We start from the raw sequence: 16,321 nt of genomic DNA, 5'->3' as shown, positions 1-16,321 counted from the left end.
ATATGAGCTCCCTTATTTTTTCAGAAATGGAATTATTGGTTTAAATAGTGTTAATGCCGTTTGTTTGACTGTTTGTAAAAAAAGCTCGTCTAATTGAGAGAAAGCACGCTGAACATACATGTCACTCATTTCACCATCTCGATTATAGCTATCCGTTAAATGTTGCATCAGTACTAATTCTGCTTTTTCAAGTGTCTCTTCATCATCAAGTAAAAACTCTTGTGATTTTTTATCATAGCAAGCTTGTAACCAAGCCCAGCCACTTTTCGCAAATAACGCTAATGGGCTGTTTAACCCTTGTTTATAGTCACTGATTAACTTATCTAATGTTGCATAGGCAAACTCAGGATCAACGGGTAATAAACACCATTGAGTCTCTTTTCTACCGTAAAAACGACTCTCTCCAGTTCCCCCTTTCAAGCAATACACTAGGTGCTCAATCCAAAGTTGCAATAAGTCATTAGCGGTTAAGCTGGCAGGTCGCCAACGTAATAAACCATCAGCTTGTACCTCATTTAAACGACCAATCAATGGCATTGCACTAAAGCTTTGCTCTAATGTGACAGAATGTGTGGCTAATCGTTCACTTCTTATCTTTTCAGCTAAAGGAAGTAATTCTTCTATTTGTTGCTCCCAATAGATTTGACCAAAAGCACTTGCTGGAAGTTGCCCTGCTGCTTTGATTCGCTCAAACAGTGCTTCTGTTGAGGTTTGATCAATCAATGCTTTTAATAACCATTGATTCAATAGATAACGTTGAAGCGCATTTATCACAAATGGCTCTTCTTCGGGTAATTCTGTTTCTTCAATAACGAAATTTGTTTTTAATCTTTGTTGGAAGAAAGCACGAATAGGATGACGATAAAAACGAGCCAGAGCATCAACAGAGACGTTATCTATTGTGTCATCATCATTAAGTGGCTCAGTAAAACTTTGATGAACCTCTCCTTGCCCACTAGCAGCAGGTAGCCATTCAGAGGCATAAGAACGAAAGGAAGCGCCTATGCGGAAATTTTCTTGAGCAAAAGGAACACGGCTATGTTGTGTTAATAAACGCTGATTTACACGAGCCGCACTGTCATCGACATTAAGTCCACCATCCTCTGGTAGACGGAAATTTTGCCCAATATAATCTTGTAATTCTTTGATTAAGACGGATGGATTACATTCTCGATCGTCACGTATCGATTTTCCAATATAGCTGATATAAAGGTATTTTTCAGCTGAGCTAAGCGCTTCAAGGAACAAATAGCGGTCATCATCACGGCGTTTTCTATCACCACGACGGCGCTTTTCCGCCATTAAATCAAACCCTAGCGGCTGAATATTACGAGGATAAATACCATCGTTCATGCCTAATAAACACACCGCTTTAAAGGGAATAGAGCGCATAGGCATTAATGTACAGAAATTAATACTACCAGCCAAAAAGCGTTGACTGATTTTTTCATCATCGAACCGCACTGTTAATTCATCACGAATAAGAACTAGCGGAATTTCATTTTGATATTGCGCTTTCAATCCGTTTTCAATCACTTTTTGCCATTGTTGGATAATAAGCGCTAAGACTAATTCCGTTTCTTCATCAGACTCAAAAAAGGCATCAACTAATTGTTGTCCAACTTCTAGCCAAGCTTCTAATGAACGAGTTTCACTCAAACGTGTACGCCAATCGCTTAATGTATAAAGAAAATCAGCGAGATGCCCTGCAAGTTCAGCGACTAATCCACTGGATTCATCGTAAGGAAGAACGCCTTTCCAAGGACCATTTTCACTTTCCATCGCATAGCCAAGCAACATTCGCAGTAAGCCAAACTCCCACGTATTTTTACCCGTAATAGGTAATAAGAATGAAGCCACATTCTCATCGTCTAATCCCCAGCGTATACCTGACTCATCAACCCAACGACGCAGTAGTTTTAATTCATTTTCAAAAATAGAGAAATGCCCAGCTAAAGCAGGAACTTCGAGTAGTGCCAATACTTGTTCGGCAGTAAAACGGCTTTGAGGAAGCTCTAATAACGTAATAAAAGCTTGTAATACAGGGTGTGCTTGACGTGCTTTTCTATCTGAAATAGCAAAAGGAAGATAACGTTCTGAAGGCGCATTACCAAACACAGCTTGAATATAAGGTGTATAGCTATCAATATCCGCAACCATCACAATAATATCACGCGGCAGTAATTCAGGATCTTGCTCTAACAAATGCAGTAATTGATCTTGTAGCACTTCCACTTCGCGCTGTGGACTATGGCTAGCATGAAAAGTCAGTGAATAATCATCTGGCGAAATCACACGTTTATTTTCACTACACTCATAAGTTTCAAGTGTTGTACCTAATTGTGAAAAATCTTCTAAATCAAGGATATCGGCTTGCAATTGATGAAGTAAATTGTCTCTTGGGATCTCAACAAACGCATCCAACACATCGGTGTATTCAAGTTCAGAGAGGAAATAAAGATTATCTTTACCTAATTTTCCCCATGATGCTAATAGCGGATTACCAATATTTTGCTCACCTTCGTCATTAAATAACGAAGAAGCATTTATTTCATCTTTAAACCAAGGGGATTCATGTAATTGTTTATAATGGCGTGGTTTTCTACTATTAAGACGAGCGAGAAATTTAGGATCTTGGATATCTCCCCAATAGTAACGGCAAGGGTTGGTAAAAAGTAAATAGATCTCGGTATGACGTCCAATAGCCTGTAACGCCTGCAAGTAAACTTGAGGTAACGCTGAAATTCCACAAATAAAAATACGAGGTGGAAAACAGTGCTGAAGCTGCCCTTCTTCTGCATTATTTAATGTAGAGATAAATTGTTGATAAAGATTAGAACGATGCCATTGAGGCTGATTAAGATCTTTTGTGTATTGCTGTAATGCTACCCACAATATTTTTTGCCAGCGTTGATTTTCACTCAGCCCTTCGATTAACTCATCTTTTTCCCACGAAGCTAGCCAATCTGAACGATAAACTAAATATTGGTCAAATAAATCAGCCACACGCCCCGCTAACTGGTGAAGCTTACGTTTATCTTCATCATCATTTAAATAATGCAATAAAGGTTTAAATTCTTCATGAGATAAAAATTCAGGAAGCAATGCCATTAATTTCCATGTCATGGCATCTTTAGAAAAAGCGCTTTCTTTAGGTATACCTGATAATACCCGAGTAAACATTTCCCAAATAAAGGTCGCTGGTAATGGATAATGGATATTAGCAGCAATACCCAAACTTTCGGCAAGCTGAATTTGTAACCACTGAGACATTCCGGGACTTTGTACAAGGATCACTTCTTGTTCAAAAGGAGAAGAAAGTGGTCTGGTCTGCATAAAGTGCACCATAAGTGACTTTAGTAATGACAACTGATTTGAGTGATATATATGAAACATCAGATCCTCATCTTATTAATAGCATGACCAGTAATACAGCCTTATTGCAGGTAATACATGATTGGCAACATAACCTTCTATCTGCTGACAACCTTCAGAGTGTAAAAGTGAGCGTGTCATTATTTTTCGGTTAGATGCGAAATAGTCAGGTGATTTATCAGACATTTGTTCAAATAAAACAAAAAGTTCCTGCCCTACCTGCTGAATTTGAATTAACTGCTGAAAATCAGCTTTTAATGATTGACTATACCCTATAATAGCGACAAAACTAATATTAAAAAACAGTAATATAAACATTGTATTAAGTAAAATAGAGCCATTTTCTGATTTATTTTGACTGTTATCTATAACGCACACTCCTTATGCACTAATGGGCAATAATCTAGCCATCCATTTGGATGTGCAACAATAGATTTATTTTTGTCCTTCAAAAAACCAATCCATTGATAATGATATATTTTATAACTCTTTAAGCTTTCTGATTGCCCTTGTAATAAGCCCTTTTCCAAAGAGAGCAAAAATAAACAGCTTTTTATTTTAGGGTCTGCATGAAAATGACGGCATTGCCATTTATTTAACTGTAACGACGAAATTTCCCAATTCAGCTTTATTCCCCACACTAATGCGGATTCAGCAAATAAAAAAGCTTGTCGTGCTTGTAGCTCTTGCATCACTATTTGTTGAGACTGTCTGTAATAATAAGCAAAACTTCCAAGTGCCGATAAGCTCATAACAATAAACCCCATTACCACGAGTAAACTTGCAAATCCTTGTTCACTTTTATTGTGAATTGAATCAATACTCATAACGTGGCTATATTCCTTAACCGAATGTCATTCTGATAATGTAACTTCACCGCAGGTGATTGTTTTAAATGAAATTTCAAAGAAACTGAAAGATAAAAAAGTCGTTTCTCTTTAATAAGATGTTGCCTTGAATAAGGGCGTAAAATAAACTCTGTCACTTCAATCTCATGACTTTCAAAAAATCGTTGCCATCCTGAAGAAGTACAATCTTGTACTCCTCTTAATTGCTCCAATTGCCCGTTTTTAAGCCGATAACCAAAATAATCACTCTCTTTTGAAGAAGGCGCATCCCATCGACCATTACCGTTTACGTCATAAGCGAAAATAACGCAGGAGTTTTTTGCTTGATAAGAATACTGCCCTATTTTTAAGGGTGAAGTGTGAAACTTCTTTGACTTCAATGCATGGGTACAATCACCGTTGCAATACCCAGTGCGCCTTAGTTGTGTTTCTAGTACCAATAACCGTTCTCTTAAAAAAATATCTAACTGGTATTGTTGGTAACAATAGATCAGTGTGTTCATTATTTGAGGATAAGCTCGGCTAATACAAAGAAATAGAACACCACTAATTGCCATGGCAAAAAGACACTCCATCAGCATCATGCCAGATGAAAATGAAAATATTGATCGCTTTAACATGGCGAAAATACCTTAATTTTCTGGCTACATGCTCTTATTCTGCCTAAAGATGAAATAACAATGCTCACTTCACCTTCTGAACTTTGAAGCACAAAACTCATTGGTCTTAAGGTTTGACGGAGCCCCCCAAACGTAAAATTTGAAACTGTGGATTGTTTAAGTTGAATACCAGACGCTAATTGAAAAATTATTTGTTTTTCAGGTGAATGTCGAAGAGGAAAAGGAATAGCGACGACTTTATTACTGGGTGATAAATGAAGTGATATTCTAATTTTTATATTAAACAGTAGCGCTTGTTGTCGCTGATAAGAAAGAAAGGCGATGGTTTCTCGCACACTATGTATCAATTGACGTTGATGAGTAAATTGCTGATAAGTCGTGATTGATAAGTAACTTAGAATAGAAGTGATCATCATGACAATAAGCATTTCAAACAGGCTTATCCCAAATTCACTCTCTTGTTCAAGTTTTCTATTTAGGTTTATTTCCATGTTACTGTTCATTTTTTCTCCTTTAGATCCTGCAATTGAGAATGCAGCTAAACCTTTGTAAGGTAAATAAAAGAGAGTGTTTTTTTCGAACAATGACGCAGTAACAATATTTTCAGAACAAATACAAAAAATGATTTTCAGTTAGATTGAGCTAACTTTCGTTTATTGTATTTAAAGTTAATGATAGAAATAAAAAAGCCCCTGTTTATCACTGAACAGAGGCTTTAAATGTAAAGGAAAAATTAAACCGTAAATGGATATTTTATCGCTTCATGGCATTGATAACCTTCAACGGTAAAATCATCTGTTGTTACCCACGTTTCAATATCTTCCAACGTTTTAATTTTTGGATTGATATGTAATGTTGGTAGCGGCAATGGCTCTCTTTTTAGTTGTACATCTCGCATCAGTGGTAATTGATTTTCATAGATATGTGCATTGATTATCTTATGAAATGCTTTACCTGGCTTATGCCCTGTAATTTGAGCCACCAGCGCTAATAACACAAAGCACTGTATTTGGTTGAAATTCAAACCTAATGGCACATCGCAGCTACGTTGATAAGAGGTTAAATAAAGCGTATCACCCACTAATGAAAATGTGTGTGTATGCATACAAGGACGCAAACAACCTAGCTCAGTTTCACCCGGGTTATAGAACGTTACGATTTCGCCACGATCATCTATACCCTTAGTCAAGTTATCTATCACTTTACGTAGTTGATCAAAATGGGAACCATCTGGGCGTTGCCACTGACGTCCTTGAACGCCATAAACACGCCCCATATCGTCTTCACCTTTACGATGAGGGTTATTTAACCATGCCCCATTTTCATTAGCGTTTGCATTCCATGTATTACAACCAATTTCACGAAATTGCGCTGCGTTGTCGTAACCGCGTAAATACCCTAACAACTCTGCAATTGCAGCTTTATAGAAGCTTTTACGTGTCGTTATCAACGGAAATTGGTTATTTGCAACATCATATTCCAGATCAGCATTAATCACCGTTAAACAACGGGTTCCTGTCCGTTTATTATCAATCCATTGCCCTTCATCGATAATGCGTTGACACAATGCCAGATACTGCTTCATGTTGTCTCTCTTGTAATTAGCTAATAATAAAAAATTTATCTCACACTATTTGTGAGCAGGTGTTGGATTTTGTGGTGTTTTTTTATCTTGACGATAAGCCCATACCATAAAAATAATACCCAACAAAATCATTGGAATTGAAAGAATTTGTCCCATACTCACACCACCAAATAATCCTAGTTGTGCGTCTGGTTGACGGAAGAATTCAACAATAATACGGAATGCGCCATAACCAATAAGGAATAAACCTGACACACTGCCTACTGGGCGGTTTTTGCGTACAAAGATATTCAAAATAATAAATAACACCACACCTTCTAACAGCATTTCATAGAGCTGTGAGGGGTGACGAGGTAAAACCCCATATTCTTGAATGATTGGCAGTAGTGTTGCTGGATCTTGGGCAACAAGCTGGAGATCTGCAGAACGCGAGGTTGGGAATAAGAAAGCCCAAGGTGTATCGAATGTGACGCGTCCCCATAATTCACCGTTAATAAAGTTACCAACACGACCTAACCCTAAGCCAAATGGAATTAATGGTGCAACAAAGTCTGCTACTTGGAAGAATTTACGTTTAGTACGTTTAGCAAACCAAATCATGGCACAAATTACCCCAATTAAGCCGCCATGGAATGACATACCGCCATCCCACACTTTAAAGAGGTAAAGAGGATCATTTAAAAAGACAGGTAGGTTATAGAATAAAACATAACCTAAACGACCACCGATAAACACACCCACAAAACCAACATAAAGTAATGTTTCAACTTCATTTTTAGTCCAACCACTATTCGGTTTTGCAGCTCGACGGTTTGCAAGCCATAAGGCAAAGACAAACCCAACCAAATACATCATACCGTACCAGTGTAATGACACAGGCCCGATAGAAAACATAACAGGATCGATCTCTGGAAATTTAAGGTAGCTTATACTCATTATTCCCTACTTCACTTAATCAATAATTTCTGTGCTGGTCATTTATTACCAACATAGAAAAGGCTTATACGAAGGCTTACTAGATACCTCCGCGAATTAATCCACCTAATCCTTGCCGTTCCATAAATTCAGAAGACAATTTTTTAATTTCTGTTGCTGTTTCAGCTTGCAACACCTGTTGCATAAAAGGCTGTAACATCACAGGATCAAGATGGCGCAATAAGTATTTTACCCTAGGTAAACTACGACCACTCATGCTTAACTGCCTAAAACCGAGCCCTATTAACAGCAATGCCCCTATTGGCGTACCCGCCATTTCACCACAAACACTCACTGGCAACTGATAATATTGGCATTGTGTTGCAATCAAATTCAGTGAACGCAATAACGCAGGATGCAAATTATCATAGAGTAATGCTACATGGGTATTATTACGATCGACTGCAAGTAAGTATTGAGTCAAATCATTTGTTCCAACAGAGATAAAATCAACCCGATTGGCTAGTTGTGACAGCATAAATACCAATGAAGGCACTTCAAGCATAATACCCAACGGAGGTGGAGCACATTCACATTTTAGCTCTCGACTCACTTCATCACATGCTCGTAGCAGTAATGTTCTAGCTTCGTCAATTTCATCAATACTTGTCACCATCGGCAACAATATTTTCAAATTTTTAAATTCGAGGTTTGCTTTTAGCATTGCGCGTAGCTGAATAAGGAAGATTTCTGGTTGATCGAGCAATATTCTTATTCCTCTCCAACCTAAGCAGGGGTTTTCCTCATTAATTGGCATATAAGGAAGTTGCTTATCAGCACCAATATCTAGAGCACGTAATACAACGGGTTTATCAGGGAAAAAAGAGAGGATCTCACGGTAGCGATTTTTCTGTTCATCTTCTGAAGGAAAACCACTTTGTAGCATAAAAGGGATTTCTGTTCGATATAAACCAACGCCATCGATTCCAACACTAATGCGTTGTTCATATTTTATATTTAATCCCGCATTCAGTTGAACGCTAACTGCCTCACCATTTTTTAAAACCGCTTGCTGTTCAAGCTGCTCTTCTGCAATTTGGCTTAATACGCTCTCTTCATCAATAATTTGTTTATATTCTTGAGTAATAAAAGGCTCGGGCTCGATAAAAATCTCACCACGATAACCATCAAGAATAAGCATTCGATTATGTAAAAGCTCAGGCTGGATATCCGCCCCCATAATTGCGGGTATGCCCATTGCTCTAACAAGAATGGCAGAATGCGAATGAGTTGCACCATCTCGAACAATTACACCAGCAAGTTGCTGTTCTGGTAGTTCTGCCAATAAACTTGCACTTAACTCATCAGCCACCAAAATAAAACGTTCTGGCCAAATATTGGTTGAGCTTAGATCATCATCTAAATGGAATAATAACCGACGCCCTAATGCTTTAAGATCAGAAGCTCGCTCTCGCATATAACCATCTTTCAGGCTAGAAAATTGAGCGGCGACTTTCTCAACCACTACTTTGACAGCCCATTCCGCAACATATCCTTGTGTAATGATTGCAGTCATTTTATGTTTGAGCTGAGGATCGTTAAGTAAATGCGAGTAGAGATCAAAAATAGCAGCGCTCTCTTTTTGTGCATTCGCCATAAAGCGCTTACTAAAACGGCGACATTCTGCGGTCGCATCTTCTAAAGCCACCGTAAGTCGATTTAATTCTGCTTTTATATCAAGGGCACTGGCTTTAAAAACATTTTCAAGAATAGGTTGAGAAACTTCTTGCCAGCCATAAGCCATAACCACGCCAGTAGAAACTGAAAGTGCTTTAATACGACTTTGACGATATTGCCCAAAAAGTCCTTTAGTTTGTACTTGCGATAATGTGGCACCAAGCTGGGTCGCCAGCGTCACCATAAAAGATTCTTCGCTCTCATTAAATAAGCGACGCTCTTTTTGCTGAACGACTAATACACCAAGGAGTTGGCGACGATAAACGATAGGAACGCCAAGGAAAGCGCGGAGATCGTCTTCTTTAACTTGAGGAAGGTATTTAAAACTAGGATGTTCACGAACATCAGCGAGGTTGATAAGTTCTGAAAGACGGCCCACTTCACCAACAACGCCTTCATCAAATGAAAGGCTAACGGCTCGCCCTCTAGGTTTTTTTAACCCTTTGGTCGCCATAAGATAAAAACAACTACGTTGTTTATCGGCAAGATAAATAGAACACACATCCGTGTGCATTGCCTGACACGTTTCCTTGACTAAGAGTTCAAGCGCTTCTGGAAGCCCTGCTGCCATAGCCACTTTTTCTACAATTTCTCGCAAACGTGTCAGCATAGTGTTATCTAATACCTTTTACGCCGATATCCATACGATGGACGTGGTAAAGACACTTGTTCTTGCAATGGCATGACTACTGGTGCGAACTCTTTCATTACACGTCGATAAACATCGCGTTTAAAAGAGACGACTTGTCGAACTGGATACCAATAACTCACCCAACGCCAGCCATCAAATTCTGGCGTTTTGCTTTGTTGAACATTGATGTCTTTATCATTACTTGTTAACTGCAAAAGGAACCAACGCTGTTTTTGTCCAATACAAACAGGTTTTGTGTCCCAACGCACCAAACGCTTAGGTAACTTGTAACGTAACCAGTTACGTGTGGAGGCAAGAATTTTGACATCCTTGCGACTTAACCCAACTTCTTCGAACAACTCTCGGTACATTGCCTGCTCTGGCGATTCTCCAGGGTTAATTCCTCCTTGAGGAAACTGCCATGAATGTTGCCCATAGCGACGAGCCCAAAGCACTTGCCCTTGCCGATTACAAATTACAATCCCTACATTCGGGCGGTAGCCATCATCATCGATCACTAGACTACCTCAATAACCAAATTTGAAAGATAACTCATTGTTTCATACTACTCACAGACGGTAAACCTCTATCAACAGACTTTGCATGACGCGCGTATTTATCTACAATGGGAAAGTCTCAACGGGGTGCCTTTCTAGGCTGAGAAAAACTCGTGGAACCTGATCCAGCTAATACTGGCGTAGGGATTTGAGTCAGGATGTTGCAATATTCAATGGTTTGCCATCCTCACTCCTCAGATCCTACCTGACTTTTACTGAGGAACTAAACGTGTTAACTAAATCGCTTCGCTTTACTTTCCTGCTCGGCGCACTGGGCATTATGAGCACTTTTTCGACTCAAGCCTTAGCACAAAAACCCACACTCACGGTTTACACCTATGATTCATTTACCGCAGATTGGGGTCCGGGACCTGCAATAAAAAAAGCGTTTGAACAGCAATGTGATTGTGAATTAAAACTGGTTGCTCTGTCTGATGGCGTATCTCTACTTAATCGCTTACGTATGGAAGGTGATAAAAGTAAGGCGGATATTATTTTAGGATTAGATAACAATTTGATCCACGCAGCAAAAGAAACCGGACTTTTTGCACCAAGTAATATCGATACATCCAAACTGACTTTACCTGAAAAATGGACTGACGATACTTTTGTGCCTTATGACTACGGCTACTTTGCTTTTATTTATGATAAAAACCGTGTCCAAAATCCGCCAAAAAGCATGGCTGAACTGCTAAACAGCAAAGAACAATGGAAGATCCTCTATCAAGATCCTCGTACCAGTACTCCAGGTTTAGGTTTAATGCTATGGATGCAGTCGCTTTATCCTGAAAACACCGCTACTGAATGGAAAAAATTGTCAGAGAAAACACTGACAGTCACTAAGGGTTGGAGTGAGTCTTATGGCTTATTCTTAAAAGGTGAAGGTGATTTTGTGCTTAGTTACACATCATCCCCGGGTTATCACATTCTAGCGGATAAAAAAGATAACTATGCCGCAGCGATTTTTGATGAAGGACACTACTTACAAGTCGAAGTTGCCGCGAAACTCAAATCGAGCAAACAACCTGAATTAGCACAGCAATTTATGCAGTTCATGTTAACCCCTGCATTCCAAGAAACGATACCTACTACCAATTGGATGTATCCTGTTATAGATATGCCATTACCTGAAGTCTATTCTTTGATGCCTAAACCTGAAAAATCATTGCAATTTGATGCTGAAATTGTCGCAAAAGAGCGCCAGACATGGACTCGTAATTGGCAATCTGCGGTCAGTCGCTAATGGGAAGATGGCTTATCCCGGGGCTATGTGCCTCGGGTTTACTGCTTATTGTGGCGTTATTGTCATTTGGCGCATTGTGGTTTAATGCACCAAGTGGTGAACTGTCCTCTATTTTTGCTGATGAATACTTATGGCATGTCGTTCGCTTTACTTTCTGGCAAGCCTTTTTATCTGCACTATTTTCAATATTACCTGCTATTTGGCTCGCCAAAGCACTCTATCGACGCCAATTTAAAGGGCGAACACTCTTTTTACGCCTATGTGCAATGAGCCTTGTGTTACCTGTTTTAGTCGCCCTTTTTGGCATTTTAACGGTTTATGGCAGAGTAGGATGGATTGCTCAAATTTGTGAATGGCTAGGGATCGACTACCAATTTACGCCTTATGGTTTGCAAGGCATTTTATTAGCTCACATCTTTTTTAATATGCCATTAGCAACCAGAATGCTATTGCAAGCACTTGAAAGCATCTCATCAGAGCAACGCCAATTAGCCTCACAATTAGGCATGAATGGCTGGCAACGTTTTCGCTTTCTGGAATTTCCTTATTTATGGCGACAAATGCTCCCCACAGCGTCACTAATTTTTATGCTCTGCTTTGCAAGCTTCGCTACGGTGTTGGCTTTAGGCGGAGGCCCCGCAGCCACAACGGTTGAACTCGCTATTTATCAAGCATTAAGTTATGACTACGATTTACATCGTGCTGCGCTTTTAGCCCTGATCCAGCTTTTTTGTTGCTTAGGGTTAGTGCTTATCAGCCAAAAGCTAAAAGGCACTCTTTTTGTGGGAAGCAGTCAAAAACTGCATTGGCGTGATCCCTATGATCCAATATTTAGCAAAATAACCGATGGTTTGATTATCATCCTTGCGATCCTCTTTTTAGTGCCACCCATTTTGGCCGTGATCACTGATGGTCTTAATAGCCAATTTCTACGTGTTATACAACAACCTATACTTTGGCAAGCTTTTACAACTTCACTGATTATTGCCGTTGGTGCGGGTATTGTCTGCGTTGTATTAACAATGATGTTGCTATGGAGTAGCCGAGAGCTTCGCTTACGCCATTTTAAAAAAGCCGGACAAACCATGGAAATGAGTGGTTTGATTATTCTGGCGATGCCGGGCATTGTGTTGGCAACAGGATTTTTTCTGTTATTAAACAATACAATTGGATTACCTGAATCACCTTATATTTTAGTGATTTTAACCAATGCATTAATTGCCATACCTTATGCTTTAAAAGTGCTGGAAAATCCGATGAATGATATCGCTTCGCGTTATGGTCTTTTATGTCAGTCACTGAATTTGCAAGGAATAAACCGGCTTCGTTGGATAGAACTACGTGCATTAAAAAAACCAATCTCACAAGCGCTTGCCTTTGCTTGTGTTATTTCTATTGGTGATTTTGGTATTGTTGCCCTATTTGGTAATGAAACATTTAGAACATTGCCTTTCTATCTTTATCAGCAAATTGGCGCTTACCACACACAAGATGGTGCAGTAACGGCCATGATCTTATTGCTACTTTGCTTCTCTCTTTTTAGCCTAATAGAACGATTAGCTGGAAAATCTCATGATTAAATTAGAGCACCTTGCTTACACCTATGAACACCAACATCTCTTATTTAATCTAACGGTTAATGCAGGAGAACGCATTGCTGTATTAGGTCCAAGTGGTGCAGGTAAAAGTACATTACTCAGTTTAATTGCTGGTTTTTTGCCATCAGAAAAGGGAAGCCTGTTTCTTAACGGGCAAGATCATACAAAAACAGTACCGGCAAAACGCCCTATTTCTATGTTATTTCAAGATAATAATTTATTCCCTCATTTGACCGTAAGGCAAAATATTGGCTTAGGATTAAATCCAGGATTAAAGCTATCTGAAGATCAAAAAGCCCTATTAGAGAGTCGAGCTGAGCAAGTGGCTCTTAGTGAATATCTTGAACGTTTACCTTCTCAATTATCAGGTGGTCAACGTCAACGTGTTGCCATTGCTCGTTGCCTTGTTCGTGAACAACCTATTTTGTTACTTGATGAGCCTTTTTCTGCACTCGATCCCGCTTTACGCATTGAGATGTTGGCACTACTCGAGCAACTTTGCCGTGAAAAAGCGTTAACCTTATTGATGGTTTCTCATAGCTTAGAAGATGCAGCGAAAATCGCCTCAAGAGCGATTGTGATAGATAATGGTATGATTGTGTATGATGGAAATACACAATCACTAATAAATGGTGAAGTGGATCAATCACTTATTTTAGGTATTCCGTTTAATTAATCCCAGCCAAAATTAACTGTATAAATAACCACTATATTGACTATAATAAACACATCTTTAGTGAATTATTGGTATTTATTAGGTGCTCATGATTGGTCATACGGAACAAGGCTTTATTCTTACTCGCCACTGGAGCGACACACCGAAAGGTATTGTCGTCTCTTATTGGCTGGCTACGGATAATGGCCCGCGTAAAATTACTGTTCCTATGCAACGCGCAATTGGCTTTGTTGCCCGCCAACATGAAACTGTTTTGCGTTCTCTCGTTAATAAAAATCCTGATATTGAAATTCGCCCTCTCGATTTAAAAGATTTCGAAAGACAGCCCGTTTTTGGTGTTTATTGCAAACAATATCGCCAACTTGTCCAACTTGAGCAACAACTTAAAGAGCACCATATTCGCCTTTATGAAGCGGATATCCGCCCTCATGAACGTTATATGATGGAGCGCTTTATCACCGCACCAGTTTGGTTTCGTTATCAGCAAAATAATATTACTACATTAAAACCAGCCCCCGATTATCGACCTGCGCTTCGAACGGTCTCTTTAGATATCGAAACCAGTGAGTTTGGTGAGCTTTACTCTATTGGGCTTGCCGGTTGTGGTGATGATGTAGTGTTTATGCTTACTGATGAGTTGCCCATAGAGAGTGAAAGTCAGCAACCGGAAGGCTATCGCTTATGTTATGTCAGTAGCCGATTGCGTTTAATTGAAAAGTTAAATGAGTGGATGCAACATTACGATCCTGATGCGATTATCGGTTGGAATTTAATTCAGTTTGATCTGCGTATTTTGTACACACATGCCCAACGTTATGGCGTCAGTTTATTATTAGGTCGCCAAAACAGTCCGTTAGAATGGCGAGAGCATGGATTTAAAAAAGGCCATTTTTTTGCTTCTGCTCAAGGTCGTTTAATTATCGATGGTATCGATGCTTTGAAAATGGCGACATGGAATTTCCCCTCTTTTAGCCTCGAATCTGTTGCTCAAACACTATTAGGTGAAGGCAAAGCCATCGATACACCTTATGCCAGAATGGACGAAATTAATCGACGCTTTAAAGAAGATAAGCCCGCACTGGCTTATTATAATTGGCAAGACTGTGTCTTAGTGAACCGTATCTTTGATGCGACATCTCTTATGGCATTCTTATTGGAGAGAGCTTGTGTTACGGGGCTTTCCGTTGATAGAAGTGGCGGCTCTGTGGCTGCGTTTACCCATCTCTATCTCCCCTCAATGCATCGCATTGGGTATGTTGCGCCTAATCAAGGTGAAAAACCAGAAGAGCATAGCCCCGGTGGTTTTGTTATGGATTCGGCTCCCGGATTGTATGATTCTGTTGTTGTGCTTGATTACAAAAGCCTTTATCCCTCTATTATTCGTACTTTTTTAATCGATCCCGTAGGCATGATTGAAGGAATGCACCAACCTGATGAAAAATTTTCTATTTCTGGATTTCGTCAGGCACGATTTTCGCGAGAGTTACACTGTTTACCCGCTATTGTGTCGCAAATTTGGCATGAAAGAGATAACGCGAAATTACATAAAAATGCCCCACTCTCTCAAGCTCTCAAAATTATTATGAACGCTTTTTATGGTGTTTTAGGCTCTGTGGGTTGTCGCTTTTTTGATCCTCGTTTAGCGTCTTCTATTACGCTACGAGGTCATGAAATTATGAAAAAAACACGAGAATTAATTGAAGTCAAAGGTTATCAAGTTATTTATGGCGATACGGATTCAACCTTTGTTTGGCTGAAATCACCTCACACAGAACAACAAGCACAACAGATTGGGTCTCAATTAGTACAAGATGTTAACCAGTGGTGGAAAACACATCTTTTTGAAAACTACCAACTAGATTGCAAATTAGAACTAGAATACGAAACCCATTATCGTCGCTTTTTAATGCCCACTATTCGAGGTATGGAAACAGGTAGCAAGAAACGCTACGCCGGACTCAGCAATGATAAGATGGTGTTTAAAGGATTAGAAACCGTCAGAACAGATTGGACGCCCCTCGCTCAAAAATTTCAACAAGAGCTTTATACGCGCATTTTTCATCAGCAACCTTATCAGCAGTTTATTCGTGATTATGTCGCAGATACGCTTGCGGGAAAATATGATGAGAGATTAGTGTATCGTAAACGGTTACGTCGAAAATTATCAGAATATCAGCACCACGTCCCCCCTCATGTCAAAGCAGCACGTAAAGCTGACGAATATAATTTATCCAAAAATAGACCTCAACAATATCAGCAAGGCGGTTGGATTAGTTATATAATTACCCTCTTGGGGCCTGAACCATTAGAGCACATTACCGCTGCACCTGATTACGAGCACTATATCAACAAGCAGTTAATGCCTATTGCAGATGCCATCCTACCTTTTATACAAGATGATTTTTCAACCTTGTTAAATGGGCAAATGACACTCTCATTTTAAGTTGTGTCATTTTGCAGGTGACGGTTTGCTTTGCATCTATTAACATAACGCCCCTTTGGTGATAATTAGCTTTTCTTTGTTCAAAGAGTAAGC

General features: G+C 39.4%; 13 protein-coding genes and 1 riboswitch. Of the genes, 4 read left to right on the top strand and 9 right to left on the bottom strand.

Going from position 1 to position 16,321, the window contains the following annotated elements; all coding sequences use genetic code 11:
* Positions 1-12 precede the first annotated feature (12 nt).
* The 9 genes from recC to rppH form a co-directional block, all read right to left on the bottom strand.
* Positions 13-3,396, bottom strand: coding sequence for an exodeoxyribonuclease V subunit gamma (gene recC / locus ABN236_RS08390; protein WP_349473777.1), 3,384 nt, complete (start codon positions 3,394-3,396; stop codon positions 13-15).
* A 15-nt stretch (positions 3,397-3,411) separates the two neighbouring features.
* Complete coding sequence (locus ABN236_RS08385; RefSeq protein WP_227718973.1) at positions 3,412-3,753, bottom strand: hypothetical protein; 342 nt, start codon at positions 3,751-3,753, stop codon at positions 3,412-3,414.
* Positions 3,741-4,202, bottom strand: coding sequence for a DUF2509 family protein (locus tag ABN236_RS08380; RefSeq protein ID WP_349473774.1), 462 nt, complete (start codon positions 4,200-4,202; stop codon positions 3,741-3,743). Before ABN236_RS08380 ends, ABN236_RS08385 begins: the two co-directional genes overlap by 13 nt.
* The gene (locus ABN236_RS08375) at positions 4,199-4,843 is read right to left on the bottom strand and encodes a prepilin peptidase-dependent protein (RefSeq protein WP_349473772.1); all 645 of its coding nucleotides are present in this window, start codon (positions 4,841-4,843) and stop codon (positions 4,199-4,201) included. The genes ABN236_RS08380 and ABN236_RS08375 overlap by 4 nt, the downstream gene beginning before the upstream one ends.
* The gene (locus ABN236_RS08370; protein WP_349473770.1) at positions 4,837-5,346 is read right to left on the bottom strand and encodes a potassium:proton antiporter; all 510 of its coding nucleotides are present in this window, start codon (positions 5,344-5,346) and stop codon (positions 4,837-4,839) included. The genes ABN236_RS08375 and ABN236_RS08370 overlap by 7 nt, the downstream gene beginning before the upstream one ends.
* 230 nt (positions 5,347-5,576) lie before the next feature.
* Positions 5,577-6,428, bottom strand: coding sequence for a thymidylate synthase (locus ABN236_RS08365; protein WP_088494673.1), 852 nt, complete (start codon positions 6,426-6,428; stop codon positions 5,577-5,579).
* A gap of 45 nt (positions 6,429-6,473) precedes the next feature.
* A complete protein-coding gene (lgt, locus tag ABN236_RS08360; RefSeq protein WP_349473769.1) occupies positions 6,474-7,364 on the bottom strand; it encodes a prolipoprotein diacylglyceryl transferase in 891 nt (296 codons plus the stop codon).
* A 79-nt stretch (positions 7,365-7,443) separates the two neighbouring features.
* Positions 7,444-9,690 carry a phosphoenolpyruvate--protein phosphotransferase gene (gene ptsP, locus ABN236_RS08355; protein ID WP_088494671.1) on the bottom strand — a complete coding sequence of 749 codons (2,247 nt, stop codon included), beginning with the start codon at positions 9,688-9,690 and terminating at the stop codon, positions 7,444-7,446.
* Between the two features lie 8 nt (positions 9,691-9,698).
* Complete coding sequence (gene rppH / locus ABN236_RS08350) at positions 9,699-10,229, bottom strand: RNA pyrophosphohydrolase (protein WP_036934096.1); 531 nt, start codon at positions 10,227-10,229, stop codon at positions 9,699-9,701.
* A 112-nt stretch (positions 10,230-10,341) separates the two neighbouring features.
* Positions 10,342-10,433, top strand: a riboswitch (TPP riboswitch).
* 115 nt (positions 10,434-10,548) lie between these two features.
* Here rppH and thiB point away from each other — a divergent pair.
* The 4 genes from thiB to ABN236_RS08330 all read left to right on the top strand — a co-directional run bounded on the left by thiB (position 10,549) and on the right by ABN236_RS08330 (position 16,228).
* Positions 10,549-11,511: a thiamine ABC transporter substrate binding subunit gene (thiB, locus tag ABN236_RS08345; protein WP_201161583.1), complete on the top strand. Its 963-nt coding sequence runs from the start codon at positions 10,549-10,551 to the stop codon at positions 11,509-11,511.
* Positions 11,511-13,091: a thiamine/thiamine pyrophosphate ABC transporter permease ThiP gene (thiP, locus tag ABN236_RS08340; RefSeq protein WP_502929622.1), complete on the top strand. Its 1,581-nt coding sequence runs from the start codon at positions 11,511-11,513 to the stop codon at positions 13,089-13,091. Before thiB ends, thiP begins: the two co-directional genes overlap by 1 nt.
* Positions 13,084-13,785: a thiamine ABC transporter ATP-binding protein ThiQ gene (gene thiQ / locus ABN236_RS08335; RefSeq protein ID WP_088494668.1), complete on the top strand. Its 702-nt coding sequence runs from the start codon at positions 13,084-13,086 to the stop codon at positions 13,783-13,785. The genes thiP and thiQ overlap by 8 nt, the downstream gene beginning before the upstream one ends.
* 88 nt (positions 13,786-13,873) lie before the next feature.
* Positions 13,874-16,228 (top strand): DNA polymerase II, encoded by a 2,355-nt coding sequence (locus ABN236_RS08330; RefSeq protein ID WP_349473767.1) that lies wholly within the window; start codon positions 13,874-13,876, stop codon positions 16,226-16,228.
* Positions 16,229-16,321 lie beyond the last annotated feature (93 nt).

Source organism: Proteus sp. fly-1013 (genome assembly GCF_040140245.1).
Classification (GTDB): domain Bacteria; phylum Pseudomonadota; class Gammaproteobacteria; order Enterobacterales; family Enterobacteriaceae; genus Proteus; species Proteus mirabilis_B.
This window is presented reverse-complemented; position numbering and strand designations above follow the sequence as displayed.